This window comes from Halopiger thermotolerans (assembly GCF_054654555.1).
The window spans coordinates 1,649,772-1,675,473 of record NZ_BAAIEU010000004.1; the positions used below are offsets into that span (position 1 = coordinate 1,649,772).

Below are 25,702 nucleotides of genomic sequence, written 5' to 3' on the forward strand. Positions count from 1 at the left end.
CCTCGAGCGGCGGCGTTCCGGCGCTCGTCTGCCGCGGGCGGAGCCGCTAACTGCCTCGAGGCCCAACCGCGGCCATGGACGTCGCGATCGTCTCCGTCGGCGACGAACTGCTCGCAGGGACGACGACCAACACGAACGCATCCTGGTTGGCCGGGCGCCTCACCGAGCGCGGCAGCACCGTGGGCCGCATCCTGACGATCCCCGACGACCGCGCCGAGATCGCCGACTACGTCGGCCGGTGGCGCGAGGAGTTCGACGCCGTCATCGTCACCGGCGGCATCGGCGGCACGCCGGACGATCTCACCGTCGAGGCCGTCGCCGAGGGGCTGGACCGCGACCTCGTCGTCCATGAGCGGATTTACGATGCCCTCCGCGAGAAGGCGGCACAGTTCCGCGAGGAAAACCCCGAGATGGTCGCCGAGTACGACCTCGAACTGGATCTCGAGGCCGCCGCCTCCCTGCCGGAGGGCGCGACGCCGATCGTCGTCGACGAGGCGTGGGCGCCGGGCTGTATCGTCGAGAACGTCTACGTCTTCGCGGGCATCCCCGAGGAGATGAAGGCGATGTTCCGCGAGGTCGAAGCGGAGTTCCGCGGCGACGCGACCGCGAAGACGATCTACACGCCCGCGCCGGAGGGGTCGCTCCACGGCGTCCTCCAGCAGGCCGGCGACGAGTTCGACGTGGCCGTCGGCAGCTACCCGCGCGGGGAGTCGCGGCCGGGCCGCATTCGAGTCACGGGGACCGACGAGTCGACGGTCGAGGAAGCGATCGAGTGGCTGCGCGAGCGCATCGAGACGACCGCGCCGCCGTCGGAATCCGAGTCCGAGCCCGCGTCGGATTCACCCTCGGAGTAGCCCGATTCGGGCCGGGCACGTCGCTCCGCTGGGTCCGGTAGCAGACGACGACCGACCTCGTCACCGTCAGTACGAACAGTTCGCCGAGCACCGCGGTGCCGACGAGTCCCGCGAAGGCGACGCGGACGACTGTCGTTGGCAGACGCGCCCCCTCGTCCCGCCGCCTGACCGTTTATCAGTCGATATTCGGTAGCTACTTGGGTCGACCGTCCAACCGACGTGTATGGGCGGACGTGGGCCGAAACGCGAACTCGCGGAGAAGATAGCCGGGGAGATCACGCTGAGCGACGACCCCGGCGCCACGTTGCGCAAGTGGCGAACCGATTTCGACGTCTCACAGACCGATCTCGCCGAGGAACTGGGGGTCTCCTCGTCGGTCATCTCGGACTACGAGAGCGGCCGCCGGGAGAGTCCGGGCATCGGCGTCGTCGGACGGCTCGTCGAGGGCCTGCTCGCGATCGACGAACGGCGCGGCGGCGACCGCATCCGCCAGTACGGCCGCGTCCTCTCGGCGGGGTTCGACAGCGATGTCGTCCTCGACCTGCGCGAGTACGCCACCTCGATTCCCCTTTCGAGAGTGTACGACGAACTCGAGGCGACCGAGATCGCGGCCGGCGACACCGATCGGATCAGCGGCCACACCGTCATCGACAGCATCGAGGCGATCACCCGCCTCTCGAGCGAGGAGTTCTTCCGACTGTACGGCCAGAGCACGAACCGCGTGCTGGTGTTTACGGGCGTCACGCGCGGGGAGTCCCCGCTGGTCGCCCTGCGGGTCGTCAACCCGACGCCGAACGCCGTCATCCTCCACGGGCTCGAGGAGGAGGACCTCTGGCCGCACGCGGCCGATCTGGCCCGAATCGACGGCTACTCGCTGGCGACGACGACGGCGCCGATCGACGACCTGCTCGACCGACTCGTCTCCCTCGAGTGAGCCAGTACGGTCGCAATAGGTGTCGCCCATTCGACTGCACCAGCCAATGGATCGAACGGAACGCGGAACGGTTGCGCTGTTCGCCGCCTCCCTCGGGACCCTCGCAGCCACGGCCGTGATCGACGACCCCGTCGTCTGGCTCGCGTGGGCGAGCGCGACGGCGATCGTCACGGGCGCCGCGCTGGTCGCGTTCAATCGGTAGCCTCGCGTCGGGTCGTTCTCGAGTCGACGAACGCGGGTCCGGTACAGTCGGTCCGGTCTGGTCCGGTCCAGTTCGGTCTGTTCCGGAGGCGACCGCACCGGACGGCAACGCGGAACAGCCGCTCCGCTGTCGTCGTGGGACCTGCGAATCGAAGTACAGCGATATCTACCGGCGCGCAGTCGCGCAATCAGGCGATCTGGTCCTCGTACTCGTCGGCCGAGAGAATGTTCTCGAGTTCGTCCGGATCGTCCGGCTCGATCTCGAGCATCCAGCCCTCGCCGAAGGGGTCCTCGTTGACGAGTTCGGGGGCGTCGAACAGCTCCTCGTTGACCGCGACGACCTCGCCGCTGACGGGCGCGTAGAGGTCGGAGACGGCCTTGATCGATTCGATGACGCCGAACTGCGCCTCCTGCGAGACGTCGTCGCCCTCGTCGGGGAGTTCGACGAAGACCACGTCGCCGAGTTCGTCCTGTGCGAAGTCAGTGATGCCGACGCGGACGACGCCGTCGGTTTCGAGTGCCCATTCGTGCGATTCCAGATACCGTCGATCGTCTGGTACGTCGAAGCTCATGTGTGATTACTGGGTGTCGATAAAGGGTGTCTGCTCGACTCGTGCTTTCTTCGACCGGCCGCGGACGACGACCTGCAGCGTCGTCCCCGGATCCGCGTACTCGACGGGGACGTAGCCGAGGCCGATCGCCTGCTCCAGGGTCGGACTCATCGTGCCGCTGGTGACCGTACCGACGACCCGGCTCTCCGGGTTCGTGATGTCGTAGCCGTGTCGCGGGACGCCGCGGTCGATCAGCTGAAAGCCGACGAGTTTCTCCTCGACGCCCTCCGCCTTGACCTCGGCGAGGGCGTCGCGGCCGACGAACTCCGTCTCGAGGTCGACCGTGAACCCGATGCCGGCTTCGTAGGGCGTCCGGGGGTTGTCCTCGGGATCGAAGTCCTGGCCGGCCAGCAGGAGGCCAGCCTCGATGCGGAGCGTGTCCCGCGCGCCGAGCCCGCAGGGTTGGCAGTCGAAGGCCGACCAGATGCGCTCGGCCTCGTTCCAGGGGACGATCAGTTCGAATCCGTCCTCGCCGGTGTAGCCCGTGCGGGCGGTCCAGCACTCGACGCCGTCGATCGTCGCCTCGGTCGCCTCGAACCGCGAGAGGTCCGTCACCGAGCCCGCGGCGTCGACCTCGTCGACGACCTCGCCGACGAGGGCCGCCGCGTTCGGCCCCTGTACGGCGAACATCGCGTACTCGTCGGTCTGGTTATCGACGGTCGCCTCGAGGTCCCACTCGTTGCGGTACTGGATCCACCGTTCGTGGGTCGCCTCGTCGGTCCCGGCATTGGGAACGAAGAGGTAGGTCGCCTCCCCGTCCTCGTCGGGCAGTCGATACACCACCGTGTCGTCGATGATGATGCCCTCCTCGTCGGTGATCGCGGCGTACTGGGCGTCGCCGACCTCGAGGCGGCGCACGTCGTTCGTCGTGAGTCGCTGCATCAGCGTCGTCGCGTCCGGGCCGGTGACGTATATCTGGCCCATGTGCGAGACGTCGAAGATGCCCACGTCCTCCCGGACGGCCGCGTGCTCCGTTCGAATCGAGTCGAACTCGACCGGCATGTCCCAGCCGCCAAACTCCGTAAACTTCGCACCACGCTCGTCGTGGATCCCACGTAACGGCGGCGTCTGAAGCGGCATAGTCGGGTGGACACTCCGGGGATAGTAATGTCTTTTCGTCGGTGCGCCCCGATCAGTCCGTCGGCGGGCCGCTCGAGCGAGCCGAGCGAGTCAAAAACGACGAGTGTCGACACCTTGCGGTGCCGACGGCAGCGCTACAGGCCGCGTTCTTCGATCGACAGCGTGTAGTCGCTGGTTCCGGAGACTGCGTGGACCTGCAGCCCGAACTGCTCGTCGCCCTCGAGCGAGACCGTAATCGGCTCGCCGTCGGCGGACGTGCTCTCGTCGTAATCCCACCGCGACGGCCGGCGCCCGTCGAGGGTCACGTAGAGGTTAACGGAGGCCGCGTCGGGCACCTCGAGCTCGAGCGTGGCCGAGCAGGGGTTCTCGGTGTGCAGCGAGTAGGTGTAGCGGTCGCTCTCGCCCCACCAGCCGCTACCGTCGAGGGTGCCGTCGACGCTGGCGGTGATCGTTTCGTCGCCGCAGGTGGGTTCGGCCGTCTCGTCCTCGTCGGGGTTGCCGCCCGTTTCCGAGATGACCCGGTCGACGGACATCTTCTCGCCGTCGAGTTCGACCCACATCACGTCGGGCTGGTCGATGGTGATCGAGGTGACGGCGCCTCGCACGCGGAACGCGTCGCCGTAGCCGCGGCCGGTGAGACCGGAGACAGTGTACGTGCCGTCGGATTCCGTGATCGTGTCGTTCCCGTTGCCGCCGATGCTCCGACCCGAGGGGGAGTCGTAGGGCGCGTCCGCGATCTCGACGGGGCCGTCGGCGGTGAACTCATACTCCGCGAGGGAGGCGGAGGGATCGGTAACGAACGCGAGGAGGTGGCCCTCGCTCTCGTCGCCGTCGGACTGGTCGTCGTCCTGCGGGTCGTCGCCGGTTCCGCGCTCGCCGTCGTAGCCGTCCGGCACGGTGTTGACTGCGGCGGCGGCGTCGAGCCGGCCGGAACCCTGCGCGTACGACGAGAGGCCGACGTCGACGGCGGTGTCTTTCAGGTGCTGGCGGAGTTCGGCGCCCGAGAGGTCGGGATAGGCCGACAGCACGAGGCCGGCGACGCCGGAGACGACCGGCGCGGCCATCGACGTGCCCGACATCCGCCCGTAGCTGTCCCAGGGGACGGCCGAGAGGATCCGCGTGCCGGGCGCGGCGATGTCCACCCGAGACCCGGTGTTCGAGAACGACGCCAGCGAGTCGTTGCTGGTGACCGCAGTGACGGCCATCACGTCGTCGTAAGCCGCCGGATACGCGACGCTGTTGGCACCGGAGTTGCCGGTCGCGCCGACCAGCAGGACGCCGTTGTTGGCGGCGTAGTCGCAGGCCGACCGGAGCGTGTGATAGCCGCTGGTCGAACCTAACGAGAGGTTGATGATGTCCGCGCCGGCGTCGACCGACCACTGGATCGCGTCGGCGATGTCGGAGAGCGCCCCCCGTCCGCTCCGGTCGAGGGCGCGCGCCGACAGCAGCGAACAGTCGCTGATCCCGGCGTGGCCGGTGCCGTCGTCCGTGCCGCCGGCGGCGATGCCGCCGACGTGGGTGCCGTGTTGCTCGTCGCCGGCGACCGGATAGGGATCGCTCCCGTAGCCGGTGAACACGTTGCCGTGGTTCGAGACGCTGTCGTCCATGTTGTCCGCGAGCGCCGGGTGGTCGTACTGGATCCCCTGATCGACGATGGAGATGGTCACGTCCCCATCGCCGTAGGTCGTCTCCCAGGCCTCGTCGCAGCCGATCTGGGCGGGCGCGTGCTGGGAGCCGTAGTAGGGGTCGTCGGGGGTGACGAACGACTCCATCGTCGCGTTCGGTTCCGCGTACTCGACGTACTCGTTGGCCGTGATGGCCTCGATGAACGTCTCGCGGGCGAAGTCCGGTGCCTCCGACGGGAAGGAAACGACCGCGTAGTTGATGACCTCGTTCGTGTGTTCGACCCTCGCGTCGCCGGGCACCGCCGCGAGCGCCTCCCGCTCGATGTCCGACGCGGACGGCGAGATGCCGACGATGAGTTCGTCCTCCTTCGGTCCGGGTTCGCGGCCGTTCTCGTCGTCGGCGCTGACGACCCCGCTCGAGGCGAGCAGACCGCCGATCGAGAGCGACCCGGCCCCGGTGAGAACCGTTCGCCGATTGTACGCGCGGTCGGAGTCGGCCCCGTCCCGCGGATCGTTCGGTTGCATGGAACGACAGTCATCAAACCCTGAAATTAGTAAAATCTTATCGAACTAGAGAATATTTATTTCATATTCTAGCCCGAAAACTATGTCAGAACAGAATGGGGTTTGCCTTATAAAGACAGAACATTTGAATTCCGCCCATTAGGTCCCCCGCGAATCGGGAAGAAACGCAGCGACAGTTTCCGCCGATCGACGGCGCCTCGAGTCGAGCGGATCGGGAGCGACTACCGCGGACTAGACCGACGCGACACCGCCCCGTCGTCGCGTTTCGTCACACCTATCTCTCGCCCGCGGGAAGGGAGGGGCATGTTCGACAGCGTTCGCGCCCGTCTCGGTCTCGGACTCGACGGATCGTCGGAGCCGACCGTCGGGCTGTTCGTCGACGGGCCGAACGTCTTCCGGGACGAGTTCGACGTCGACCTGAACGACCTCCGGGACGCGGCCCGCGACCTCGGCCGCGTCGGCGTCATCCGACTCTACCTCGACGAACACGCCACGCCCGGACTCATCCAGGCCGCCGAGGCGCGGGGCTTCGAGGTGATCGTCACCAGCGGCGACGTCGACGTCAAACTCGCCGTCGATGCGACCGCGCTGGGCAGCGCCGGCACGATCGACCGCCTCGCGATCGCCTCCCGGGATACCGACTTCAAGCCCGTCCTCGAGCACGCGGGGACCGTCGGCATCGAAACGATCGCGATCGCGCCGGGGTCGTACGGGCGATCGGACGCGCTGCAGAACGCGGCCGACGAGGCGATCACGATCGGCGAGTGACGCGGGTTCCTCACTATTGGTCCGATTCCGGCCTCCCACCCCGCTAAACCGACTCGAGTCTTTATACGCGCACCTGTCGTTCGACTAGCCATGGAGACGGTCACTCACTACGGCCGCACCACCGCCTACGAGGTCGCGGACCGCGGCGGCGACGGCCCGACGATCTGTTGTATCCACGGCAGCGGGGGATCCCGGCACGTCTGGAAGAGCCAGCACCGGCTCGCCGATCGCGCGCCCGTCGTCGCGCTCGATCTCAGCGGCCACGGCGACTCGGACGACATCGACGCGTCGCCGGGATACGCGACGCTGTCGGCCTACGCCGACGACGTGCTCGCCGTCGCCGAGGAAACCGACGCGGACGTCCTCGTCGGCAACTCGCTGGGCGGCGCCGTCGTCCTGCACGTCCTGCTCGAGCGCGAGTTCGACCCCGAGGCGGTCGTCCTGACGGGGGCCGGCGCGAGACTCGGCGTCCTCGAGGATCTCCTGCAGTGGCTCGAGCACGACTTCGAGCGAGCGGTCGAGTTCCTCCACGACGACGATCGGTTCTTCCACGATCCGGAGCCGGAACTCCGGGAGCGCTCGAAGGAGCGGTTCCGCGAGTGCGGGCAGGCGGTGGTGAACCGGGACTTTCGCACCTGCCACGCGTTCGACGTGCGCGATCGACTGGACGAGATCGACGTACCGGTGCTGGCGGTCTACGGCGAGTACGACCAGTTGACGCCGCCGTGGTTCCACGAGTACCTCGCCGACGAGATCGAGCACGGCTACCTCGTCGGGATCGAGGACGCCGCCCACCTGGCGATGCTCGAGCAGCCGGCGGCGTTCAATGACGCCGTGCTCGAGTTCGTGGACGAGACGACGGCGTGACCGTGCGGACGATCGAAGCAGTGAGCGGCCGATTCACGACAAAGAGTTTATAGAAGCGAGCGGAACACCGCGTATGTTCCCCGCTGACGGCGTCCACGGCTTCGGCGGCGTGCAGGTCGCCTTCTACGCCTACGTCGCGCTGACGTGTGCGCTCACGGCCGGGCTATGGTTGTTCGGCCTGCCGACGGAGCTAACGGTAGTCGCGTTCGTCCTGATCGGCGGCGTACTGCTGATTCCGTTCTGGCCGCTGTTCACGGACCGGCATCCGGAACACGACGAGGTGCCGAAGTAGTTTGTTTATTCAATTCCAAGGGAGCAGTGACCCGAGCGAGTTGAGTGCATCCGAGACAGAGTTAGCGAGCTTGTTTCGATGCTCGCGGCGTAGCTCCTTCCGGTGCCCAAAAGCACGCCGAATCTCTATCTCTGCCTCTTTCTTCAGCATATGAAGGCGTATTTTTTCTGCTTCGGTTAGTGCTTCTCTGTCTGCATTCTCTTGATCCAGTAAGTAGGCTCGTGCCGGACCTTGGATACTGCTATCGCCGTCAGGAAATATCGTCTCGAAAATTTGAGCGTCTGCCTGCATTCCGAACTCTTGATTATAGAGATAGTCAATGTCACAATCCTTCAACCGATCGTAGTTGTAGACTTCTCGTATTCGCTCGGCTATCCAGTCTATTTCCTCTTTATTTGGTGTGTCATCATACATATGGCAGCCAACACCTACCAACGTGATGAGAATTATGTTTAAGGATGTTGATTTGCTGAACTCATCTCTACAGTCGATTGGTGAGATATATGACAGCTAGTAGATATCCTCGAGATCCGCCTCCTCGTAGCTATGTTCTTCGGCGGGGAACTCGCCGGATTCGACGGCCTCGACGTAGTCCGCAACCGCTGATTCCATCTCCTCGCGGACGTTGCCGAACTGCTTCGCGAAAGAGGGGGACCACTCGCTCAGCCCGACGGCATCGTCGACGACGAGCACCTGGCCGTCGCAGTCCGGCCCGGCGCCGATGCCGATCGTCGGGATGTCGATGGCCTCCGTGACGGCCGCCGCGAGGTTCGACGGGACGTGCTCGAGGACCAGCGAGAACGCGCCGGCGTCCTCGTGGGCCACGGCAAGTTCGACGATGCGTTCGGCGGCGTCCTCGTCGGTCCCCTGGCGGGGGTAGCCGCCGTACTGGTTGACGTGCTGGGGCGTCAGTCCGAGGTGGGCCATCACCGGAATACCGAGTTGGACCATCTTCTCGGTCAGTTCGACGGTGTGGGGCCCGCTCTCGAGTTTGACGGCGTGGGCCCCCTCCTCTTTGAGCATCCGTCCGGCGTTCTCGATGCTGTCGCTCTCGTCGACGCCGTAGGAGAGGAAGGGCATGTCGGCGACGACGACGGCGTCCTCGGTCGCCCTCGAGACGGCGCCGACGTGGCGGGCCATGTCGTCGACGGTGACCGGCAGCGTCGTGTCGTACCCCAGCGACGCGTTGCCGACGCTGTCGCCGACGAGGATGATGTCGACGTCCGCCTCGTCGACGATCTCGGCCGTCGGCGCGTCGTAGGCCGTCAACATCGTGATCGGTTCCTCGCCCGCCTTCGCCGTGAGATCCCGAACCGTGGGCATACGCTGCAGTTCGGGTCCGACGAGTAAACAGCATCGCTCTGCGTCGCTGACGGATCGGCCGGGGGACGTGCTCCGGCGCGGTCGACCGACGGCGACCGCAGGCGCGGACCCTCGGCCCTCGATCTACTCGAATCGCTCTCCGGAACTTCCGGCTCCGAAACCCGGAGTCAGCTACTTTGCCGTCCGCGTTAGATGTGAACTCGATGACGTATTCAGAACCCGCGACCGCGTCCCAACCCGTCCGTCGGTCCCGCTGGTGGTACGTCGCCGCGCTGGTACCGCCGTTTCACGTCCTCACGGGCGCCGTCTTTCTGGCGATCGTCGCTGCCGCCTTCGAGATCGTCGCCGTTCCGTTCGCCGGTTCGGAGTCGACGCTCGTGCTCGCGGCCGCCGGTATCGCCGTCCCGACCACCGCGCTGACGCTCCTCCTGCCGGTCGCGCTGTACCGAGACGTCGGCGCCCTCGAGGGGACGGGCGCGCTCAAGGGGTGGGATCCCGACCGCCACCAGTACGCGATCGCGGCGGCCGGCGGCCTCTTCGTTCCGGGCGTCAGTGCCGCCGTCTCGGCGTACTACCTCTATCGCCGTCACGTCCACGTCGGGACGCCGTAGGTGACCGGACATGCGCGAGACGACCGCCGGCGACCGACCGCGGAGCGCGATCGTCGTCGCGAAAAAGGAGTTCCGGGATGCCGTGCGATCTCGGGCGCTCCTCGCGCTGACGGCGGTGTTTGCGCTCTTTACGGCGGGCGGCGTCGCGCTGTTGTCGCTGCTCCCGGCGCTCGCCGACGCCGATTTCGGCGGCGAGTTCAGCGACGGGTTCGGCGTCGTCTTTGGGCTGCTCTCCCCGGCGAGCCTGTTCGTGCCGATCATCGGCCTGCTGGTCGGCTACCGCGCGCTCGCCGGCGAGCGCGAGGACGGGAGCATCTATCTGCTGCTCGGGCTCGGCCACGATCGGCGCAGCGTTTTCGTCGGCAAACTCCTCGGGCGGAGCGCGGTCGTCGCCGCCGCGATCCTCGTCGGCTTCGCGGTCGGCGGTGTCGTAGCGGCCGCGGTCACCGGCGGGATCGCACCGGCGGCGTTCCTCGCGTTCACCGCGGCGACGATTCTGCTCGGCGTCGTTTTCGTCAGCATGGCGATCGGGCTGTCCGCGGCGACCGCCTCGGCGACGTACGCCGCGTGGGCCGGGTTCGGCGTCTTCGTGCTCTTTCAGTTCGTCTGGGGCGTCCTCGCGTTCGGACTGGTGTTCCTCGAGACCGGCTCCGTCCCGGAACCGCCGCTGCCGGCGTGGTATCCGTACGTCGCGCAGTTGAATCCCCAAAACGCGTACCGGACCCTCGCGACGGCGCCGTTCGAGGAGACGCCGCTGATCGAAACGGTCGCCGGGACGCCGGGTGCCGCGTCCGCGGTCGCCCTCGAGCCGTGGTTCGCGGGCGTCGTCCTCCTGTGGTGGGGAACGGCGCCGCTACTGATCGGCTACTACCGGTTTCAGTGCGCCGATCTCTGAGCGGATCGACGGTCGCTACTCCCGGCCGAACGCGTAACCCGCGAGGCTTAAGAGGTCACGGTATGGAGTGTCGGCCGTGCCCGAACCCGTCGAAACGACCGATCCGGAGGGCGTCGATTACGGGTGGGTGATGCAGGTCACGTTCGTCACCACGATCCTCGTCGGCGCGCCGATCGTCGCCGCCCTCTCCCTGCAGACCGACCTGCCGAGCTGGAGCGCTCGAGCGGAGTTCGCGGTCCGCGTCGGCGCCGTCGTCTGGACGCTCACCGCGCTCGCGGTGTTCGCGTACGCGAAGCGCCATCAGGAATAGCGTCCGCTGGAGAAACCGCTTAGACTCCCGACGGCCCCGACCCGACGTACTCGAAGGCCGTTTCCGCGCGCTCGGCCGTCAGTTCGTCGCGCCGCGAGTCGCCGACGAACACCGCGTTTTCGGGGTCGACGCCGAGTTCTCGAACCGCCTCGAGCAGCGGCTCCGGATCCGGCTTCTGCGTCGCGACGGTGTCGCGACCGACGACGACGTCGACCGCGTCGGCCAGTCCGTGTTCCTCGAGCGCGATCCGACACGCCGCCTCGCAGTTGAGCGAACAGACGCCGACCGGCACCGTCCGCTCGAGGAGGTCGTCGGCGTGAGCCAACCGCGGTGCGGTGCGGGCGCCCTCGCGTTCGCGGGCGGCGAGCGTCGACTCGACATCCGCCCGCAGACCGGCGTCGTCGGCCGCCTCGAGCATATCCCAGAGGTCAGTGCTCGGCGGCTCGACGCCGGCGGTTTCGTACACTTCGTGGACCGCGCGCGCGGCGTCGGCCCAGTCGACCTCGAGGTCGACGAGCGTCCCGTCCAGATCGTAGACGACGGCCTCGTAGTCGGTCTCGGTCACGATCGGTGATACGAGCGGCGGTCGAATAGTGACTTCGGTTCCGACGGGGGCGACGCTCGCCGAACGCGGGAGCGTGGCTGGAACGGAAACGGACAACGAAAACCGAGTCGCGGTCGGTTTCCTCTCGAGTTATTCGAACCGTACCGTGGTGCGCGGTGAGGCGTTACGACGCGAACGGCCGGCCCCCAGTCGGACACCGGCCGCGACGAGCGCGACGTTACTCGGTCGCCATCTCGCTCGTCGCTCCGTCCAACTGCTCGCTCGCGAGCACGCGATTCGCCCGGCGAAGCCGCTCGGAGAGCGCCTGGTGGGAGATGTCGAGTTCGTTCGCCAGCTCCTCGAGCGAGATCTCGCGGGGGACGTCGTAGTAGCCCTGGCGGTAGGCCTCGGCGATCGCTTCCTTCTGCGGTTCGGTCAGCGCCGCGGTCGTCTCGAGGTCCTCGTCGCCGCCGGCTTCGACCATCCGCTTGACGTCGACGCGAACGCCCAGCTCCTCGATGTCCGAGACGGCGTCCGAGAGCCCCTCGCGGTGGGGGAAGAGGACGCGAAGCGTCCACTGGTTGTCCGCGACCTGCGCGCCCAGCACCGTACCGTCGTGGGCGTAGATCGCGCGACAGATCGAACTGACGTCCTCGCTGTACTTGAGCCGGTAGAACCACTCCCCGTCGTCGGTGTCCTCGAGGAGCTGCTGGTGTTCGACGACGGTCGAGTCCGCACGCAGCGTCTCGTCGAGTTCGTCCGGATCGACGTTTGAAAACCAGACGAGCGGCGTCGTTCGGCCCGGCCCTTCGGCGACGACGCTCTCGACGCGAACCTCCATGTCGGGGAGCTGCCGGAACGTCTCCGCGAGCGCGAACTCGTCGGTCGGGACCGAGAGTTCTGCGATCGTCGTCATCGGCGGATCACCTCGCGCGGCGGGCTCGAGTCCGGTTGGTATCCGACGCTGCTGCCGTGCTCGCTGTGGGACTCGAATCGAATCATAATCATAGTATGGTGGACGGATGCCTGGGGGTCCTCGAGCCGCGCGTGACGCGTTGCGGTATCCCCGCAGGAATCGTGACGGAAGAAGAAACGCCGTCGAAGCCGTTGACCGACAGGCCTTGTTTTTCCAGCGCTTTAAGAGGGCACGTCACGAATACCGACGGTCACGGCTCCGAACCCGTCGGAAACGGCCGTTTCGGTCCAGTCGTTACGTCGACTCGCCGAGGTGGGCCAGCCGGTTCAGCGCGTAAACGGTCCGGAGCACGTCGACACTCTTCCCGCGGTCGAAGACGAGTTCGTCCGTCTCGAGGACGTGCTCTAACGTGTCCCGCGAGGCGTGCTCGGGGGCGGCCGCGATGCCGGCGTCGTTTTCCTCGACCCACTCCATGACGCGCAGGTCGCTCTTGGAGTCGCCCATCACCAGCGCGAAGGGATCGTCGATCCCGAGTACGTCGAACGCGCGCTCGACGCCGACCACCTTGTTCAACTCGAGGCTGCCGATCTCGGCGGCGTCGGCCTCGTAGTAGGCGACGTCGATCCGCTCTAAGGTGTCCGCGAGCCGAGCCGGTACCTCGTCGGCCTTCCGGTCGGGATAGACGCCCTCGCTCTCGAGGACGGCCCTGATCTCGGGGTCCTGATCGGCGTAGAACGCGCGGGTCCAGTCGACGACCGTCTCGTCGCTGATCTCGGTGTCGCCGTCGCCGTTCCCGTTCAACTCGAGGGCCGAGCCGACCGCGTCAGCGAGCAGATCGATAAGGTAGACCAGCGCCTCGTCGATGACGTCGCGGGCGTCCGCGGAGCCGGTCTCGTAGTTGGGCTTCATCGTGATGTTGAACTCGTTGCCCTGCAGGTGACAGCCCCGGCGGAGCTGTTCGGGCGCTTCGGGGAGCACCCGCGAGCGAACGTCGTCGAAGACCGCCCGGATCTCCTCGTCTAAGTCCTCGTAGAGCAACTGCTTGGTGTCCGCGCCGTGGCCCGGCGTGAACACGCCCGTCCCGGCCTCGTAGACGATCGAGAGGTTCCCCGAGTGGACGATCTCGCTGCCCAGCCCCTGGATCGCGAACCCCTTGACGTTCTCTAAGGTCTGGCCCGTACAGATGACGATCGGGACGCCGGCCTCGTGGAACTCCGTCAGCACGTGCAGCGTCTCGCGGGGGATCTCGTTGTCCGTGCCGCCGGCCGAGCGCAGCGTCTCGTCGACGTCTAACACGAGCACGTTCACCGCGCGGCCGTACTTGGCCTCGAGGTCCAAGGCGGTGAAGGCCTGATCGCGGTCCGCCCAGGAGGCGACCTCGGCGAACGTCTCGCCGGCCGCGAAATCGGAGCGGATCTCGTTTTTCCGCCGCTCGAGTTCCTCGGTCGCCTCCTGCCAGTGTTCGAGGGCGACCCTCGAGTCGACCGCCGGGAAGACGTCGACGAACTCCTGGTACTCGCGCAGGGTTGCCGTATCGTACTCGTCGTAGAGCCGGTAGACGAGGTCGTACCGTTCCATGCTAGCTACAGTCAGCGGCAGGGGGATAATCGTTGCCTCCGAGGGCGGCCGACGGCGCCGGCCGCTCGAGGAACCTGGTCGGCCCCCTCGGCGGCACCGCGACCGCACCGGCCACGACGCCGTCGGCGTTCGCCGCTCGACGGACGACGATACGACTATAAAAACGGCGGCCGAACCGTCCGCGTATGAAAAACGTTGACGACCTCATCGAGAGCGCGGCGGAGCTCGCCGACCGCGGTCTCTCGAAGGGCGAGATCGCCGACGAACTGAACGTCTCGCGCGAGACGGCCAGCTGGCTCGTCGAGCGCAGCGGCACGACGGCCAAGCCGACCACGCAGGACACCGCCGAACCGGCCGCCGGCGGCCCCCAGGACATCCACGTCGACTGGTCCGCGGTCGGCCGGGACAGCAAGCGGATGGGCCACATCGCCGCCGCGATGGCCGACCTGCTGGCCAAACACGGCGAGGACGTCGACCTGACGATCGGCATCGAGAAGGCCGGCGCCCCCATCGCCACGCTGATCGCGAGCGAACTCGGCACCGACCTCGGGACCTACACGCCGGCGAAACACCAGTGGGAGGAGGGCGACATCGAGGACCTCGGCGGGACCTTCTCCCGGAACTTCGCCGGCATCCGCGACCGGGAGTGTTACATCGTCGACGACACCATCACCAGCGGCACGACGATGCGGGAGACGATCGAGGCGATCCGCACCGAGGGCGGCGAGCCGCTGGCCTGCGTCGTCCTCGCGGACAAGCAGGGCGTCGAGGAACTCGCCGGCGTCCCGGTCTACTCGCTGCTGCAGGTCATCAGCGTCGGCCAGGACGAGTAACGCTCACCGACGGCCGCCGGTCCGCGGTCCACCGGACGCTTTCGGTCGCGGAGCGACGGTAAAAAAGACGATCGGCGTCGACGTCGAGCGTGCAGTGAGCGAACGGCGTTAGCCGTGGATGCCCATCGCTTCGATCTGTTCCTGGTACCGGTTCCGGATCGTCACTTCGGTCACCTGCGCGACGTCGGCGACCTCGCGCTGGGTCTTCTTCTCGTTACAGAGCAGCGAGGCGGCGTAGATCGCGGCCGCGGCGTATCCGGTCGGCGACTTGCCCGAGAGCAGTCCCTCCTCGGCCGTCTTCTCGATGATCTCGTTGGCCTTGGTCTGGACTTCCTCGGACAGTTCGAGTTCGGAACAGAAGCGCGGGACGTACTTTTTCGGGTCGACGGGTCGCATCTCGAGGCCGAGTTCCTGCGAGATGTATCGATACGTGCGACCGATCTCTTTGCGTTCGACGCGTGAGACTTCCGAAATCTCCTCGAGGCTTCGCGGGATGCCTTCCTTCCGACAGGCGGCATAGAGTGCGGAGGTCGCGACGCCCTCGATCGAGCGGCCGCGGATGAGGTCCTCCTTGAGCGCGCGGCGATAGATGACCGACGCGACCTCGCGGACCGAACGCGGGACGCCGAGCGCCGAGGCCATCCGGTCGATCTCGCTTAACGCGAACTGGAGGTTGCGCTCGCCGGCGTCTTTCGTTCGGATGCGCTCCTGCCACTTGCGCAGTCGGTGCATCTGACTGCGCTTCTTCGAGGAAATCGAGCGGCCGTAGGCGTCCTTGTCCTTCCAGTCGATCGTCGTCGTCAGCCCCTTGTCGTGCATCGTCTGGGTGGTCGGGGCGCCGACGCGGGACTTCTCCTGTCGCTCCTGGTGGTTGAACGCCCGCCACTCAGGGCCCGGGTCGATCTTTTCTTCCTCCACGACGAGCCCACAGTCTTCACAGATGAGCTCACCCCGGTCGGAGTCCTTGACGAGATTGTCCGATTCACACTCGGGACAGGCGCGTACCCCCTCCTGATCCTCGGTCTCGTCCGTCTCACGCGTTCGCTCCCGCTGGCGGGTGGACCGTGTCATCGCACTTTTATAGTAGTAGCACCATTGTATATAAAGTCTTGGGAACCGTTTCGACCGGCTACGGGAAAAGTGCCGAAATCGGACGGTAGGGGCGCTCGAGACGGATATTTACCATCTGGAACCGGAAAGACTTTATCCGGAACCGGCCGATCACAGGGACGAATGCCGGTCATCGAATGCGACGTCGACGCCGCTCGAGACCGACTCGAGGCGGCCGGGGTGACGGTCGAACCGGGCAACACGGAACACGAACGCTGGCGGGCGAGCCGCGGGTCGGCGACGGCGGTCGCCTACGACGACAAGGTCGTCGTGCAGGGCGGGAATCCCCGGGAGATCGAGGCTATTCTCCGCGAGGGAGGCGGCCGGGCGCACGTCTACTTCGACGGCGCGAGCCGCGGCAATCCGGGTCCCGCGGCGATCGGCTGGGTGATCGTCTCCGGCGACGGCATCGTCGGCGAGAACGGCGAACGGATCGGAACGACGACGAACAACCGGGCCGAGTACGAGGCCCTGATCGCGGCGCTCGAGGCGGCCCGCGACTACGGGTTCGACGAGGTCCACGTCCGCGGCGACTCCGAGCTCATCGTCAAGCAGGTCCGCGGCGAGTACGACACCAACAACCCCGAGCTCCGCGAGAAGCGGGTCACCGTCCACGAGCTGCTCTCGAACTTCGACGAGTGGACGCTCGAGTACGTCCCCCGCGAGGTCAACGACCGCGCGGACGGGCTCGCGAACGAGGCGCTCGATCAGGGGTGAGCGGCGGGCGCGGCACCGGTACGGGTACGGACCTCGAGTCTCGAGTGCCGCCCCGTCGGCGATAGCGTTCGGCGCTCGGCCACTCGTCCGGATTTTTGTACCTCGCGTCCGAACACGGCCACATGACTGGCGAGGATCGGTTCAAGCTGTTCGGCGTGTACCTCTCGCGGCCGGTCTACGAGGCCCTCGACGAGCACGTCTACGAGGCGGCCGGGGTCGTCGATCTCGGCGACTACTTCGACGAGACCGCGTCGTCGGTTCCCGCGGGGGATCCGGGCGCCGAGGCGACCGACGAACTCGTCTCGGACCTGCTCTCGGAGTTCGCGACGCTGTACGACGAGGCCGACTTCGAGGCGGCGACGGCCGTCGACCCGGACGGGTTCGTCCTCGCGACCCTCGCCGCGAAGCCGACGCAGGTGGCAGCCCTCCGCGAACGCTTCGAGGCGGCGACGACGATCCGGGAGACGGACCTCCGAACGGTTCACACCGCGATCCTGGCCGCGTTCCTCTCGGTCGACCCGCTCGAGGATCGTACCGGCGGCTCCGGCTGATCGGACGGCCCGCTTGCGCCTCGAGTTCTCGGCGGTCCGACGACGGGACTCGCGGTTCGACTCCGCGACCTAAGCGTGTGGGACCGACGGTCGTCCGAAAATAGCGTCGCGGTCGGCTCCCCTCGACGGCGCGGCGCCTACGCCTCCTGCAGATCCCGAATCGTCACCCAGTGGTCGCCGTATTCGGCCTCGTGTTCGCTCGCGTGCCGGTTGGCTTCGGCCCAGTCCGAACACTCGCGGTCGAACTCGCAGCTGTCACAGCGGAGCTGGTACGCCATGCGCTGTGACACCACGCGAACGCGCTTAAACGTTGGTCGCGGACGGCGACGGCCGCGAGTCCGTCCGCCGCGACCGACGACCCCGCCGCTGCGCCAGGGGACGCGCCGACCGCGGTCGGGCCCGCTCGCAAATAATTAACTCAGTTTCGTATTCTGGTACTTTTACATGGGTGGCCGACGCAGGAACTGTCGATGCCCGAAGTTACGATCTCCGACAATCTGTACGCCAAACTCGAGGAGCAGTCCGACGACGCTATCGAAGACGCGGTGTGGGAACTGCTGTACAAGGCGCGCCGCGAGTAATCGGTCGCTCGTCTGTTCTTCCTCCTGGCTCCGTTTTCGCCGTCGTAGCAGCCGCGTCGACCGTCGGTCGGCGGACTCCCGACCCTCGCCGGCTCGCGAAAATCCGATCCTCGACCCGCCGGCCCGCGACAAACGGCTCACGGCGCGTCGTACTGCACGCTCTCGATCGGATCGTAATGGCGCTGCGTCGAGCGACGGCCGAGTTCCCGCTCGAGGGCCGCGTCCGGCGCCGTTCGGAGTTCGACGGTTCGCCCGTCGACGGTGGTGATCTCGACGCGCTTCTCACGTTCCGTGGCGAACCCGATGCCGTCGTACTCGGTCTCGAGCCGGGTTCCATAGTCGGCGACTGCGAGCCCGGCGAGCGCGGCGAGCACCGCCGATCCCGCGAGGGGACCCGTGGCGGCGAGCAGCCACAGGAACGAGACCGCGGCGAGCAAGCCACCGCAGAGCCCGCCCAGGAGCAGCCGGTCGCGATCGGATCCGAGATCGACGCCGCGATCGAGGTCGAGCCGCCCGCGCGGCTCGAGTCGCGCGTAGCGTCGGCGGGCGAGTTCGGCCGCGCCGCCCCCCGCGACGGTCGCGACCGCGAGCCCGATCGTCGCCGTGCCCGCCGCCGCCGGCGACCGGAGCGCGATCGAAAGGAGCGCGAGGGCGGCGAGCGCGGCGAGGACGGCGCCGGCCCCGGCGACGAGCCGATCGTCGACGCCGCGGTAGGTGGGGCTCGAGCGGAGGCGGCTCCGGATGGACGTGATGTACTCCTGTTTCACGTCGAGGAACTCGCCGTCCGCGGAACAGCCGAGCAGCCGCCGATCCGTGACGCCGATCGCGACCTCCGCCCGTCCGGTCTCCTCGATCAGCGTCCCCTCGTAGACGGCGTTCAGCGATTCGGTTCGGGTGAGATGGGTTCTGAGCGACCGTTCCGACGGCGTCATCACCTCGATAGGCGTCCGCTTTCCCCAAAGTAAAGAGCCCCATTACCGTCGGTTTCGGGTCGTTCCGGTTCGGGCGTGAGAGTCGGTACCTCAATAGTTTGGCCGTGCGTCGACTGTAAGGTGGGCGTATCCGGCGGGCTCGAGCGATCTTGATTTCGGCGGTTCCTCGGAGAACTAGACGCAGTACGAAGCGGGGAGTAGAACGGGGCGGATTTGAACCACGGTCGTTTCGTTTCGCTTCACTCCCTGATTCAAATCCGCCCAACGTCACGACGCTGCCGCTCGCGGATTTGCTCGCGGCAGAAGTAGTGGGTTGGGGCGGATTTGAACCGCCGGCTTCCTCCGTGTGAAGGAGGTATCATAACCGGACTAGATCACCAACCCGCAGGCTGACGTATCGGTGCGTGCGACTTAAGGCTTCCTTTCGTCGGTCGGCGACACGTCCTCGCGGTACGCCGCGACTCGTGCTCGAGCCGCCCCGATCGCCTCGCGAGTCCGCCCCTCGACCGCCCGCTCGAGGCCCGCGACTTCGTCGCGAACCGTCTCGAGGCGGGTGTCGGGTTCAGGCTCGGACTCCGAGGGTCCGAACCGGCGGCGTACCCGATCGGTGACGGGAGCGAGGGTTTCGGCGACGCCGAGGCGGGCGTGTTCGGCGGCGCGAGCGAGGTAGTAGCGGCTATCGTGAAAGTGCTTGTTCATCGTCGTTCACTAGAGAAAGGCGCAGCGAGAATATAGTCCTTTCGTCAGCAACAGAAATAGGACCGTGAAAATACCGCGAACTGAGTACTGATCGGCCCGATCTACGTGAGCGGCCGCGATGCAGTTGACGCAGGAATCGAGGTCGGCTCGAGCCGACTCGAACCGTCAGTACTCGGGCGCTTCTTCCGGTTCGCCGTCGCGCTTGTTGACGACGCGGGCGAACGTGAACAGGCCGTCAGAGAGTCGGTTGAGATACTGGACGGCCTGCTCGTTGATCTCCTCGGCCGTCGCGAGGTCGACCGCCCGGCGCTCGGCGCGCCGACAGACCGTCCGGGCGTGGTGGAGCCGCGCCCCGGAGTCGCTGCCGGTCGGCAGCACGAAGGAGGTCAGCGGCTCGAGTTCCTCGTCGTACTCGTCGATCCAGTCCTCGATCGTCTCGACGTGGGCGGTCCGGATCGCGGGGTCGTCCTCGTCCGGGTCGGGGTTCGCGAAGTCCGCCTGAACGACGTGAAGGTGGTTCTGGACGGTCTGGAGCCGATCGTCGACGTCGTCGTGGCCGGTCGGCCGAATCGTCCCGATGAGGGCGTTGAGTTCGTCGACGGTGCCGTAGGCCTCGATGCGCGGACTCGACTTCGAAACGCGAGTCATGTCGCGCAGGTCCGTCTTCCCGTCGTCGCCGCGGCCGGTGTAGATCGACATATCCGACTCGACGGCCGTCGATCACTTAATCCCTGTCGGGAACGCGGCCGCAGGCGGTATCGTCGCGCCGAATCCGCGCCGTCGCGCTCGAGGCCGCGATCAGTACGTTAAACACACTCGGACCACAACCCCCGCGTATGACGATGGAACTCGACCACGACTGTCCCAACTGCGGGGAGGAGAAGACGTTCTACCGCGCCGCGAGCACGACGCTGCACCTCGGGACGAAGATCAAGTGGCACTGTCCGGACTGCGACTACGGCTTCGTACAGATCGACGACGCCGTGGACACGAGCGCCGCCGAAGCCTAAGCACGGCCGCGACGCCGAACGACTTTTTCTGTCGATCGCCTCGGTTCCGTCGCCCGTTCGAGTCCAATGCCGCGAATCCAGCGGTTCGACGACGGCGCTAGGACTCGTCGGTCTCGAGCGCCTGCCACGACAGCCGCGGGTTCCGCGCTGCACTGGTCTGGTCGATCCGCCGCGCCGTGGTCCGCTCGGGGGCGGCCTCGAGCGTCTCCGAGTCCTCGCCCGCGACGGCGTTGAACGCCGCCGCCAGCCGATCGAGCGTGTCCTTGTTCTCGACCTCCGTCGGTTCGGTCATCAGCGCCTCGGGGACGATCTCAGGCCACTTGGTCGTCGGCGGGTGGACGCCGTAGTCGAGCATCCGCTTGGCGACGTCGGCCGCGTCCTGCTCGCCCGCGCTGGCGACGAACTCGTGGTGAAACGGCTCGTAGGGGACGTCGTACTCGATCTGACTCGCGAGGTAGTTCGCGTTGAGCACGGCCGTCGCGCTGGCGTCCGCCAGCCCCTCGTCGCCCAGCCGCGCGATGTAGGCGAATGCCTTCACGAGCACGAGCCAGTTGCCGTGGAAGCCGTGGACCTTGCCGATGGTGTGCTCGGGGTCGAACAGTTCGTAGGTGGGTTCTCCCGACTTCGATTTCGGGCCGCCGTCTCTGGCCTCGCGCATCCGCGGCGCCGGCAGGAACGGCGCCAGTTCATCGACGACGCCGACCGGCCCCGCGCCGGGGCCGCCGCCCCCGTGGGGCGTCGCGAACGTCTTGTGGACGTTGTAGTGCATCACGTCGAAGCCCATGTCGCCGGGCCGCGCGCGCCCGAGCAGGGCGTTCAGGTTCGCCCCGTCGTAGTAGAGCAGCCCGCCCACGTCATGGACCATCTCGGCGATTTCCGTGATGTCGCGCTCGAACAGCCCCAGCGTGTTCGGGTTCGTCAACATGAGGGCCGCCGTGTCCTCCGAGAGCGCCGCCTCGAGCGCTTCGAGGTCGACCCGGCCGTCCTCGTCGCTGGGCAGCGAGACGACGTCGTAGCCGCCCAGGGCGGCGCTGGCGAAGTTGGTCCCGTGGGCGCTCTCGGGGACGATGACCTCGTCGCGGTGGCCCTCGCCGTTGTGCTCGTGGTAGGCCGCGGCGACGCGGATGCCGACGAACTCGCCGGCCGCGCCCGCGGGCGGCTGGAGCGTGACGGCGTCCATGCCGCCGATCCGGCCGAGGTAGTCCTGCAGCCGGTACATGAGCTCGAGCGTGCCCTGGACGGACCGCTCGGAGCGGTCGGGGTGGACGGCAGCCGAGGGCAGCGCCGCCACGTCCTCGGTGAACTTGGGGTTGTACTTCATCGTACACGAGCCAAGCGGGTAGGGCCCGCTGTCGATCCCGTAGATCATCTGGGAGAGCCGCGTGTAGTGGCGGGCCAGTTCGGGTTCCGACAGTTCGGGCAACTCGAGCGAGTCGCGGGTGAGGTCGTCGGGGAGCGGGGAGTCGACGGTCGTGGCGTCGTCGCCGCTATCGCCGCCGTCACCGTCGCCGTCGCCGCCGATCCCGACTCGAGTCAGGTCCTTTTCCGACAGCAGCGGCTCGTACTCGCCGTTTTCGACGTAGCGGGCCTGATCGTATCGGGCCTGCGCGTCGTCGCCCGCGTTCGCGTCCCGTCTGCCGCCCGTCATCGAACCACCTCCGCGAGCGTCTCGACGAACGCGTCTAACCGCTCGTCGGGGACGCCGGCGACGCAGACCTGAATCTCGTGGTCGCCGACGACGTGGACCGCGAAGCCGCGGCGCTCGAGGTCCTCGGCGATCGCCCGCGCGGGCTGGTCGACGTGGGCGACGAACTCCCGGAGATGGTGGCGGTCGTGGACCGGCGCCGTGACGCCGGTGAGGTCGTCGACGCGCTCCGCGAGGTCCGCGGCGCGGCGTACGCCGCGGTTCGCGAGTTCGACCATGCCGGTCGGCCCGAGCGCGGCGGCGTGGATCGCCGTCCGCAGTGCGACCCAGGCCTGATTCGTGCAGATGTTGCTCGTGGCCCGCTCGCGGCGGATGTGCTGTTCGCGGGTCTGCAGCGTGAGCGTGAACGCCCGGCGGTCGGTCGCGTCCTCGCTCGCGCCGACGAGGCGGCCGGGAACCTGCCGGAGGTAGTCCTCGCGGGTCGCGAACAAGCCCAGGCCCATTCCGTAACTGGTCGGCAGGCCGAGCACGCTCGCGTCGCCGACGACGACGTCGGCGCCGACGTCCGCGGGCCGCTCGAGCAGCGACAGCGCGACCGGGTCCGAGCCGAGCGTGAACAGGGCGTCGTTGGCGTCCGCGAGGTCGCCGATCGCCGCGAGGTGTTCCTCGATCGTTCCCCGTACCGTCGGATTCTCCGCGTAGATCATGACGACCTCCTCGTCGACGGCGTCCTCGAGGGCCTCGAGGTCGACGTTGCCGTCCGCACTCGGGTAGGACTCGACCTCGAGGTCGATGCCTGCGACGTAGTTTTCGAGGGTGCTGCGCCGCTCCTCGCGCAGGAGGTCGGCCTCGGGGACCAGCACCCGGTAGCCGGTCACGTCGCGGACGCGGTCGGCCAGCGTCGCGGCCTCGCCCAGCGCGGTTGCCGCGTCGTACATCGAGCAGTTAGCGATCTCGAGGCCCGTCAGCTCGACCAAAAGCGACTGGTACTCGAACAGGGCCTGAAGGAATCCCTGGGACACCTCTGGCTGGTACTGCGTGTAGGAGGTGAGAAACTCCGAGCGATCCGCGAGGTGATCGACCAGCGACGGCACGTAGTAGCCGTAGTGCCCCCGGCCGAGCAGCTCCGTCAGATCGTCGTTGCGACCCAATATTGAGCGGACGAGCCGCCTCGTTTCCCGCTCCGTTCGCGCGTCGATGCCGAACTCGTCGTCGAACCGGACGGCCGCCGGAACGTCGAACAGTTCCTCGACCGTCTCGGCGCCGACCGCCTCGAGCATCGCCGTCCGGTCCTCGTCCGTGTGGGGAGCGTACGGGCTCCCTGCATGTGTTCTTCCGTGCATGGTATCACCGATCCGCTCGTTGTGCGCCTGTCGCCTGACAGCCGGTCCCGAACACGATATCCAGTGATAGCGCCCTGGGGATAATGAACGCACCCTTTTTCTCGAGACCGTCGCCCCGCGGTCGATTGGTCCCGTCGAGACCGCGGTTCGGCCGCTCGATACCGGGTCGCAACGCGATAGCGTGCCTGCATTCGCCGCGCGGACCGTTAACCCGACCGGCGGTGTCCGGTGCCCGAATGCCACGTGATCGCGACGATTCCGAGACGCCGCTCGACCCCGACGACCAGGAGGTCGGCGCGGAAGCGGCGGCCGACTCCGACTCCCTGCTTGGCATCCTCCCGCACTTCTACCGGGGCGAGGTCAGCCAGGCCAACAGCGCCCAGGACCGCATCGATCGAACGACCGACTGGGCGATCGCCCTGCTCGCCGCCCTGCTCTCGCTCGTCTTCTCGAGTCCGGACATGCCGGCCTTTCTCCTGCTGATCGGCCAGTTCGTCCTCTGTATCTTCCTGTTCTACGAGGTTCGGCGCTACCGCTTCTACGACCACTGGCGGGCGCGGGTGCGGTTCATCCAGGAGAACGTGTTCGCGAACGCATTAGAGCCGGTCGGCGTCGAACACCCCTACTGGCGCGAGGAGCTGAGCGACGACCTCCGGAATCCGACGTTCAAGGTGACGACTCGAGAGGCCCTCTCACGTCGGATTCGACGCGTCTACGGGCTGTTGTTTTCGGTGGTCGGCGTCGCCTGGATCTTCAAGGTCTCCCTGTTCACGCCGGAGCAGCAGTGGACGGAGGCGGCCGAACTGCCCGGCATCCACGGCTACTACGTGGCCGTGGCGCTCGGCGCGTTCTACGTGGCCGTCGTCGTCCTCGCGCTCTGGCCGGCCCCGCGACGGGCGAAAGGCGAGATACACGGCGAGGAGCCCGGCGACTGGAAGAACGATTCGGACGAGTAGGGCTCGAGTCACGCGTTGCGGTTCCGACCGGCGTCAGTGTCCGCTTCGCGTCACGGTTCTGACGGCTCGTCGGTACTCGCCTCAGCATCGTCGTCACCGCCAGCGACGTGCCCGTCGTCCGCACCCGCGTCGCTCGCATCCGTCTCCGGATCGATCCCCGTGCTGACACCGGCGTCGGCCGTGTCGACGGCCGGATCGGCCGCTCGGTCCGTCCCCCCGGTCTCGAGCGACTCGCCGCCGCTCCGTTCGCGGGCGAACACGTCGAGCGTGATCTTCGCGCCGCCGAGCACGACGGGACCGATGAACAGGCCGACGCCGCCGAAGACGACGATGCCGCCGAAGATCCCGACGACGATGATCGCGGAGTTGAAGGCGCTGGTGCGCCCGATCAGCGCCGGTCGCAGGTAGGTGTCGGAGGCGCTGACCAGCGAGCCGTAGGCGACGAGGCCGGCGGCGGGGACGAACTCCCCGATCGCGAGCAGGTAGACCACGACGGGGATCCAGACGCCGAACGCGCCGACCAGCGGCAACAGGGTGAGGACGAACGTGGCGACGGTGAGAAAGACGACGGCGGGGACGCCGACGACTGCCAGCCCGACCCCCATCATCACCGCCTGCACGCCCGCGACGGCGACGTTCCCGACGACGGAGGCCCACATGAGCTGGTCGACTTCCGCCTGCAACTCCCGCAGAATGTCGTCCTCGATCGGCAACACGCGGCGGAACCACGCGACGAGCGCGCCGCCGTCGCGCAGCAGGGCGAACAGGACGAACAGCGTCACCATCAGCCCGATCAGCAGGCCGGGCAGGCCGCTGGCGAGTTCGATGCCGCTCGAGGCGATCCCCTGCAGCCCCGTCTCGATCGGATCCCGGTAGGTCTGGTACGTCTCGGTGAGATCGATCGCGTAACCGGTCGTCTCGAGGCGGGATTCGATCGCCCCGATGTTGAGGTCGCCCCCTTCGACGGCCTCGAGGATGTTCTGGGCCTCGCGGAACGCGACCGCGAGGACGTACGCCAGCGGTAAGATGATCGCGAGGATCGCGACGGCGACGAGCACGAACGCCGCGGTCATCGAGCGGACGTAGGCCTCGAGGCGCCGCTGGGCGGGCATGAGCACGTACGCGAGCACGACCCCGAGCAGCACGTACTGGAGGTACGGGAGGACGACGAACAGCCCGAGGAGCGCGCTCACGACGGCGAGGGCGGTCAGCCCGGTTCGATCGTCGAACCACGATTCGGAGTCGGACGCCGCCGGGGCGGAGTCGGGGGCGGTGCCGGTCTCGGGATGGTGATCGTGATCACGATCAGGATCGCGATCGGGATCGGACGCAGCCATACGCTCCGCTACGGTCGCGCGTCGTATTATCCCGTTGAAGGATTTCGAGCGGTG

Annotated in this window: 31 protein-coding genes and 1 tRNA gene; 15 read left to right on the forward strand and 17 right to left on the reverse strand. The window is 67.4% G+C overall.

Annotation, left to right across the window (positions count from 1 at the left end):
• Positions 1 to 74: 74 nt before the first annotated feature.
• The 3 genes from ACYQ26_RS16015 (at position 75) to ACYQ26_RS16025 (ending at position 1,990) form a co-directional block, all read left to right on the forward strand.
• Positions 75 to 854, forward strand: coding sequence for a competence/damage-inducible protein A (locus ACYQ26_RS16015; RefSeq protein ID WP_459809890.1), 780 nt, complete (start codon positions 75 to 77; stop codon positions 852 to 854).
• A 223-nt stretch (positions 855 to 1,077) separates the two neighbouring features.
• Positions 1,078 to 1,788 (forward strand): helix-turn-helix domain-containing protein, encoded by a 711-nt coding sequence (locus ACYQ26_RS16020; RefSeq protein WP_459809891.1) that lies wholly within the window; start codon positions 1,078 to 1,080, stop codon positions 1,786 to 1,788.
• Positions 1,789 to 1,834: 46 nt separating this feature from the next.
• Complete coding sequence (locus ACYQ26_RS16025) at positions 1,835 to 1,990, forward strand: hypothetical protein (protein ID WP_459809892.1); 156 nt, start codon at positions 1,835 to 1,837, stop codon at positions 1,988 to 1,990.
• A 187-nt stretch (positions 1,991 to 2,177) separates the two neighbouring features.
• Here the strand turns inward: ACYQ26_RS16025 and gcvH are convergent, their stop codons facing one another.
• The 3 genes from gcvH to ACYQ26_RS16040 all read right to left on the reverse strand — a co-directional run bounded on the left by gcvH (position 2,178) and on the right by ACYQ26_RS16040 (position 5,830).
• A complete protein-coding gene (gcvH, locus tag ACYQ26_RS16030) occupies positions 2,178 to 2,561 on the reverse strand; it encodes a glycine cleavage system protein GcvH (RefSeq protein WP_459809893.1) in 384 nt (127 codons plus the stop codon).
• Between the two features lie 6 nt (positions 2,562 to 2,567).
• On the reverse strand, positions 2,568 to 3,680 hold the full coding sequence (gcvT, locus tag ACYQ26_RS16035) for a glycine cleavage system aminomethyltransferase GcvT (protein ID WP_459809894.1): 1,113 nt from the start codon (positions 3,678 to 3,680) through the stop codon (positions 2,568 to 2,570).
• A gap of 134 nt (positions 3,681 to 3,814) precedes the next feature.
• A complete protein-coding gene (locus ACYQ26_RS16040; RefSeq protein ID WP_459809895.1) occupies positions 3,815 to 5,830 on the reverse strand; it encodes a S8 family peptidase in 2,016 nt (671 codons plus the stop codon).
• A gap of 303 nt (positions 5,831 to 6,133) precedes the next feature.
• Here ACYQ26_RS16040 and ACYQ26_RS16045 point away from each other — a divergent pair, with 303 nt between their 5' ends.
• The 3 genes from ACYQ26_RS16045 (at position 6,134) to ACYQ26_RS16055 (ending at position 7,757) form a co-directional block, all read left to right on the forward strand.
• Positions 6,134 to 6,598 (forward strand): NYN domain-containing protein, encoded by a 465-nt coding sequence (locus ACYQ26_RS16045; protein ID WP_459809896.1) that lies wholly within the window; start codon positions 6,134 to 6,136, stop codon positions 6,596 to 6,598.
• A gap of 90 nt (positions 6,599 to 6,688) precedes the next feature.
• The gene (locus ACYQ26_RS16050) at positions 6,689 to 7,465 is read left to right on the forward strand and encodes an alpha/beta fold hydrolase (RefSeq protein WP_459809897.1); all 777 of its coding nucleotides are present in this window, start codon (positions 6,689 to 6,691) and stop codon (positions 7,463 to 7,465) included.
• Between the two features lie 73 nt (positions 7,466 to 7,538).
• On the forward strand, positions 7,539 to 7,757 hold the full coding sequence (locus ACYQ26_RS16055) for a hypothetical protein (protein WP_459809898.1): 219 nt from the start codon (positions 7,539 to 7,541) through the stop codon (positions 7,755 to 7,757).
• 9 nt (positions 7,758 to 7,766) lie between these two features.
• On the opposite strand, the gene ACYQ26_RS16060 is transcribed toward ACYQ26_RS16055, so the two are convergent.
• Together ACYQ26_RS16060 and panB are read right to left on the reverse strand one after the other, a co-directional pair.
• Positions 7,767 to 8,171, reverse strand: a complete 405-nt coding sequence (locus ACYQ26_RS16060; protein ID WP_459809899.1) for a hypothetical protein — start codon at positions 8,169 to 8,171, stop codon at positions 7,767 to 7,769.
• 96 nt (positions 8,172 to 8,267) lie between these two features.
• On the reverse strand, positions 8,268 to 9,080 hold the full coding sequence (panB, locus tag ACYQ26_RS16065; protein WP_459809900.1) for a 3-methyl-2-oxobutanoate hydroxymethyltransferase: 813 nt from the start codon (positions 9,078 to 9,080) through the stop codon (positions 8,268 to 8,270).
• Between the two features lie 203 nt (positions 9,081 to 9,283).
• Between panB and ACYQ26_RS16070 the strand changes: the two genes are divergently transcribed.
• The 3 genes from ACYQ26_RS16070 to ACYQ26_RS16080 all read left to right on the forward strand — a co-directional run bounded on the left by ACYQ26_RS16070 (position 9,284) and on the right by ACYQ26_RS16080 (position 10,896).
• Positions 9,284 to 9,691, forward strand: a complete 408-nt coding sequence (locus ACYQ26_RS16070) for a hypothetical protein (RefSeq protein WP_459809901.1) — start codon at positions 9,284 to 9,286, stop codon at positions 9,689 to 9,691.
• A gap of 10 nt (positions 9,692 to 9,701) precedes the next feature.
• Positions 9,702 to 10,586, forward strand: a complete 885-nt coding sequence (locus tag ACYQ26_RS16075; RefSeq protein ID WP_459809902.1) for an ABC transporter permease subunit — start codon at positions 9,702 to 9,704, stop codon at positions 10,584 to 10,586.
• A 76-nt stretch (positions 10,587 to 10,662) separates the two neighbouring features.
• A complete protein-coding gene (locus tag ACYQ26_RS16080; RefSeq protein ID WP_459809903.1) occupies positions 10,663 to 10,896 on the forward strand; it encodes a DUF5822 domain-containing protein in 234 nt (77 codons plus the stop codon).
• A 19-nt stretch (positions 10,897 to 10,915) separates the two neighbouring features.
• Here ACYQ26_RS16080 and ACYQ26_RS16085 read toward each other — a convergent pair whose 3' ends face one another.
• From ACYQ26_RS16085 to ACYQ26_RS16095, 3 genes are all read right to left on the reverse strand, one after another.
• Complete coding sequence (locus tag ACYQ26_RS16085) at positions 10,916 to 11,461, reverse strand: HAD family hydrolase (protein WP_459809904.1); 546 nt, start codon at positions 11,459 to 11,461, stop codon at positions 10,916 to 10,918.
• Positions 11,462 to 11,678: 217 nt separating this feature from the next.
• On the reverse strand, positions 11,679 to 12,356 hold the full coding sequence (locus ACYQ26_RS16090; RefSeq protein WP_459809905.1) for a helix-turn-helix domain-containing protein: 678 nt from the start codon (positions 12,354 to 12,356) through the stop codon (positions 11,679 to 11,681).
• Positions 12,357 to 12,650: 294 nt separating this feature from the next.
• Positions 12,651 to 13,934, reverse strand: a complete 1,284-nt coding sequence (locus ACYQ26_RS16095) for an HAD family hydrolase (protein ID WP_459809906.1) — start codon at positions 13,932 to 13,934, stop codon at positions 12,651 to 12,653.
• A 185-nt stretch (positions 13,935 to 14,119) separates the two neighbouring features.
• Here ACYQ26_RS16095 and gfcR point away from each other — a divergent pair, with 185 nt between their 5' ends.
• Positions 14,120 to 14,767 carry a transcriptional regulator GfcR gene (gene gfcR, locus ACYQ26_RS16100; protein WP_459809907.1) on the forward strand — a complete coding sequence of 216 codons (648 nt, stop codon included), beginning with the start codon at positions 14,120 to 14,122 and terminating at the stop codon, positions 14,765 to 14,767.
• Between the two features lie 108 nt (positions 14,768 to 14,875).
• Here the strand turns inward: gfcR and ACYQ26_RS16105 are convergent, their stop codons facing one another.
• Positions 14,876 to 15,838 carry a transcription initiation factor IIB gene (locus ACYQ26_RS16105; RefSeq protein WP_006108914.1) on the reverse strand — a complete coding sequence of 321 codons (963 nt, stop codon included), beginning with the start codon at positions 15,836 to 15,838 and terminating at the stop codon, positions 14,876 to 14,878.
• Positions 15,839 to 16,000: 162 nt separating this feature from the next.
• Here ACYQ26_RS16105 and rnhA point away from each other — a divergent pair, with 162 nt between their 5' ends.
• On the forward strand, positions 16,001 to 16,594 hold the full coding sequence (gene rnhA / locus ACYQ26_RS16110; RefSeq protein ID WP_459809908.1) for a ribonuclease HI: 594 nt from the start codon (positions 16,001 to 16,003) through the stop codon (positions 16,592 to 16,594).
• 122 nt (positions 16,595 to 16,716) lie between these two features.
• Positions 16,717 to 17,145, forward strand: a complete 429-nt coding sequence (locus tag ACYQ26_RS16115) for a hypothetical protein (RefSeq protein WP_459809909.1) — start codon at positions 16,717 to 16,719, stop codon at positions 17,143 to 17,145.
• Between the two features lie 137 nt (positions 17,146 to 17,282).
• Here ACYQ26_RS16115 and ACYQ26_RS16120 read toward each other — a convergent pair whose 3' ends face one another.
• Complete coding sequence (locus ACYQ26_RS16120; protein ID WP_459809910.1) at positions 17,283 to 17,423, reverse strand: hypothetical protein; 141 nt, start codon at positions 17,421 to 17,423, stop codon at positions 17,283 to 17,285.
• A gap of 192 nt (positions 17,424 to 17,615) precedes the next feature.
• Between ACYQ26_RS16120 and ACYQ26_RS16125 the strand changes: the two genes are divergently transcribed.
• Entirely contained in the window at positions 17,616 to 17,726 is a 111-nt protein-coding gene (locus ACYQ26_RS16125; RefSeq protein WP_459809911.1) for a phosphohydrolase, read from the forward strand.
• A 137-nt stretch (positions 17,727 to 17,863) separates the two neighbouring features.
• On the opposite strand, the gene ACYQ26_RS16130 is transcribed toward ACYQ26_RS16125, so the two are convergent.
• The 4 genes from ACYQ26_RS16130 to ACYQ26_RS16145 form a co-directional block, all read right to left on the reverse strand.
• Positions 17,864 to 18,658 (reverse strand): hypothetical protein, encoded by a 795-nt coding sequence (locus tag ACYQ26_RS16130; RefSeq protein WP_459809912.1) that lies wholly within the window; start codon positions 18,656 to 18,658, stop codon positions 17,864 to 17,866.
• Positions 18,659 to 18,967: 309 nt separating this feature from the next.
• Positions 18,968 to 19,042: transfer RNA gene (locus tag ACYQ26_RS16135), tRNA-Val, on the reverse strand.
• Positions 19,043 to 19,069: 27 nt separating this feature from the next.
• Positions 19,070 to 19,357: a DUF7553 family protein gene (locus ACYQ26_RS16140; protein WP_459809913.1), complete on the reverse strand. Its 288-nt coding sequence runs from the start codon at positions 19,355 to 19,357 to the stop codon at positions 19,070 to 19,072.
• A 165-nt stretch (positions 19,358 to 19,522) separates the two neighbouring features.
• Entirely contained in the window at positions 19,523 to 20,056 is a 534-nt protein-coding gene (locus tag ACYQ26_RS16145; protein ID WP_459809914.1) for a cob(I)yrinic acid a,c-diamide adenosyltransferase, read from the reverse strand.
• A gap of 137 nt (positions 20,057 to 20,193) precedes the next feature.
• On the opposite strand from ACYQ26_RS16145, the gene ACYQ26_RS16150 reads away from it, so the two are divergent.
• Positions 20,194 to 20,367, forward strand: a complete 174-nt coding sequence (locus ACYQ26_RS16150) for a DUF7838 family putative zinc beta-ribbon protein (RefSeq protein ID WP_459809915.1) — start codon at positions 20,194 to 20,196, stop codon at positions 20,365 to 20,367.
• Positions 20,368 to 20,464: 97 nt separating this feature from the next.
• On the opposite strand, the gene gcvPB is transcribed toward ACYQ26_RS16150, so the two are convergent.
• Both gcvPB and gcvPA read right to left on the reverse strand, forming a co-directional pair.
• Positions 20,465 to 22,015 (reverse strand): aminomethyl-transferring glycine dehydrogenase subunit GcvPB, encoded by a 1,551-nt coding sequence (gene gcvPB / locus ACYQ26_RS16155; protein WP_459809916.1) that lies wholly within the window; start codon positions 22,013 to 22,015, stop codon positions 20,465 to 20,467.
• Positions 22,012 to 23,355 (reverse strand): aminomethyl-transferring glycine dehydrogenase subunit GcvPA, encoded by a 1,344-nt coding sequence (gcvPA, locus tag ACYQ26_RS16160; RefSeq protein WP_459809917.1) that lies wholly within the window; start codon positions 23,353 to 23,355, stop codon positions 22,012 to 22,014. The genes gcvPB and gcvPA overlap by 4 nt, the downstream gene beginning before the upstream one ends.
• A gap of 236 nt (positions 23,356 to 23,591) precedes the next feature.
• On the opposite strand from gcvPA, the gene ACYQ26_RS16165 reads away from it, so the two are divergent.
• A complete protein-coding gene (locus ACYQ26_RS16165; RefSeq protein ID WP_459809918.1) occupies positions 23,592 to 24,311 on the forward strand; it encodes a DUF2270 domain-containing protein in 720 nt (239 codons plus the stop codon).
• A 50-nt stretch (positions 24,312 to 24,361) separates the two neighbouring features.
• Here ACYQ26_RS16165 and ACYQ26_RS16170 read toward each other — a convergent pair whose 3' ends face one another.
• Positions 24,362 to 25,648 (reverse strand): AI-2E family transporter, encoded by a 1,287-nt coding sequence (locus tag ACYQ26_RS16170; RefSeq protein WP_459809919.1) that lies wholly within the window; start codon positions 25,646 to 25,648, stop codon positions 24,362 to 24,364.
• Positions 25,649 to 25,702: the final 54 nt, after the last annotated feature.

Coding starts and splice junctions, on each gene's coding strand:
- ACYQ26_RS16015 (WP_459809890.1), top strand. CDS start 75: ATGGACGTCGCGATCGTCTCCGTCGGCGACGAACTGCTCGCAGGGACG.
- ACYQ26_RS16020 (WP_459809891.1), top strand. CDS start 1,078: ATGGGCGGACGTGGGCCGAAACGCGAACTCGCGGAGAAGATAGCCGGG.
- ACYQ26_RS16025 (WP_459809892.1), top strand. CDS start 1,835: ATGGATCGAACGGAACGCGGAACGGTTGCGCTGTTCGCCGCCTCCCTC.
- gcvH (WP_459809893.1), bottom strand. CDS start 2,561: ATGAGCTTCGACGTACCAGACGATCGACGGTATCTGGAATCGCACGAA.
- gcvT (WP_459809894.1), bottom strand. CDS start 3,680: ATGCCGCTTCAGACGCCGCCGTTACGTGGGATCCACGACGAGCGTGGT.
- ACYQ26_RS16040 (WP_459809895.1), bottom strand. CDS start 5,830: ATGCAACCGAACGATCCGCGGGACGGGGCCGACTCCGACCGCGCGTAC.
- ACYQ26_RS16045 (WP_459809896.1), top strand. CDS start 6,134: ATGTTCGACAGCGTTCGCGCCCGTCTCGGTCTCGGACTCGACGGATCG.
- ACYQ26_RS16050 (WP_459809897.1), top strand. CDS start 6,689: ATGGAGACGGTCACTCACTACGGCCGCACCACCGCCTACGAGGTCGCG.
- ACYQ26_RS16055 (WP_459809898.1), top strand. CDS start 7,539: ATGTTCCCCGCTGACGGCGTCCACGGCTTCGGCGGCGTGCAGGTCGCC.
- ACYQ26_RS16060 (WP_459809899.1), bottom strand. CDS start 8,171: ATGTATGATGACACACCAAATAAAGAGGAAATAGACTGGATAGCCGAG.
- panB (WP_459809900.1), bottom strand. CDS start 9,080: ATGCCCACGGTTCGGGATCTCACGGCGAAGGCGGGCGAGGAACCGATC.
- ACYQ26_RS16070 (WP_459809901.1), top strand. CDS start 9,284: ATGACGTATTCAGAACCCGCGACCGCGTCCCAACCCGTCCGTCGGTCC.
- ACYQ26_RS16075 (WP_459809902.1), top strand. CDS start 9,702: ATGCGCGAGACGACCGCCGGCGACCGACCGCGGAGCGCGATCGTCGTC.
- ACYQ26_RS16090 (WP_459809905.1), bottom strand. CDS start 12,356: ATGACGACGATCGCAGAACTCTCGGTCCCGACCGACGAGTTCGCGCTC.
- ACYQ26_RS16095 (WP_459809906.1), bottom strand. CDS start 13,934: ATGGAACGGTACGACCTCGTCTACCGGCTCTACGACGAGTACGATACG.
- gfcR (WP_459809907.1), top strand. CDS start 14,120: ATGAAAAACGTTGACGACCTCATCGAGAGCGCGGCGGAGCTCGCCGAC.
- ACYQ26_RS16105 (WP_006108914.1), bottom strand. CDS start 15,838: ATGACACGGTCCACCCGCCAGCGGGAGCGAACGCGTGAGACGGACGAG.
- rnhA (WP_459809908.1), top strand. CDS start 16,001: ATGCCGGTCATCGAATGCGACGTCGACGCCGCTCGAGACCGACTCGAG.
- ACYQ26_RS16115 (WP_459809909.1), top strand. CDS start 16,717: ATGACTGGCGAGGATCGGTTCAAGCTGTTCGGCGTGTACCTCTCGCGG.
- ACYQ26_RS16120 (WP_459809910.1), bottom strand. CDS start 17,423: ATGGCGTACCAGCTCCGCTGTGACAGCTGCGAGTTCGACCGCGAGTGT.
- ACYQ26_RS16125 (WP_459809911.1), top strand. CDS start 17,616: ATGCCCGAAGTTACGATCTCCGACAATCTGTACGCCAAACTCGAGGAG.
- ACYQ26_RS16130 (WP_459809912.1), bottom strand. CDS start 18,658: ATGACGCCGTCGGAACGGTCGCTCAGAACCCATCTCACCCGAACCGAA.
- ACYQ26_RS16140 (WP_459809913.1), bottom strand. CDS start 19,357: ATGAACAAGCACTTTCACGATAGCCGCTACTACCTCGCTCGCGCCGCC.
- ACYQ26_RS16145 (WP_459809914.1), bottom strand. CDS start 20,056: ATGTCGATCTACACCGGCCGCGGCGACGACGGGAAGACGGACCTGCGC.
- ACYQ26_RS16150 (WP_459809915.1), top strand. CDS start 20,194: ATGACGATGGAACTCGACCACGACTGTCCCAACTGCGGGGAGGAGAAG.
- gcvPB (WP_459809916.1), bottom strand. CDS start 22,015: ATGACGGGCGGCAGACGGGACGCGAACGCGGGCGACGACGCGCAGGCC.
- gcvPA (WP_459809917.1), bottom strand. CDS start 23,355: ATGCACGGAAGAACACATGCAGGGAGCCCGTACGCTCCCCACACGGAC.
- ACYQ26_RS16165 (WP_459809918.1), top strand. CDS start 23,592: ATGCCACGTGATCGCGACGATTCCGAGACGCCGCTCGACCCCGACGAC.
- ACYQ26_RS16170 (WP_459809919.1), bottom strand. CDS start 25,648: ATGGCTGCGTCCGATCCCGATCGCGATCCTGATCGTGATCACGATCAC.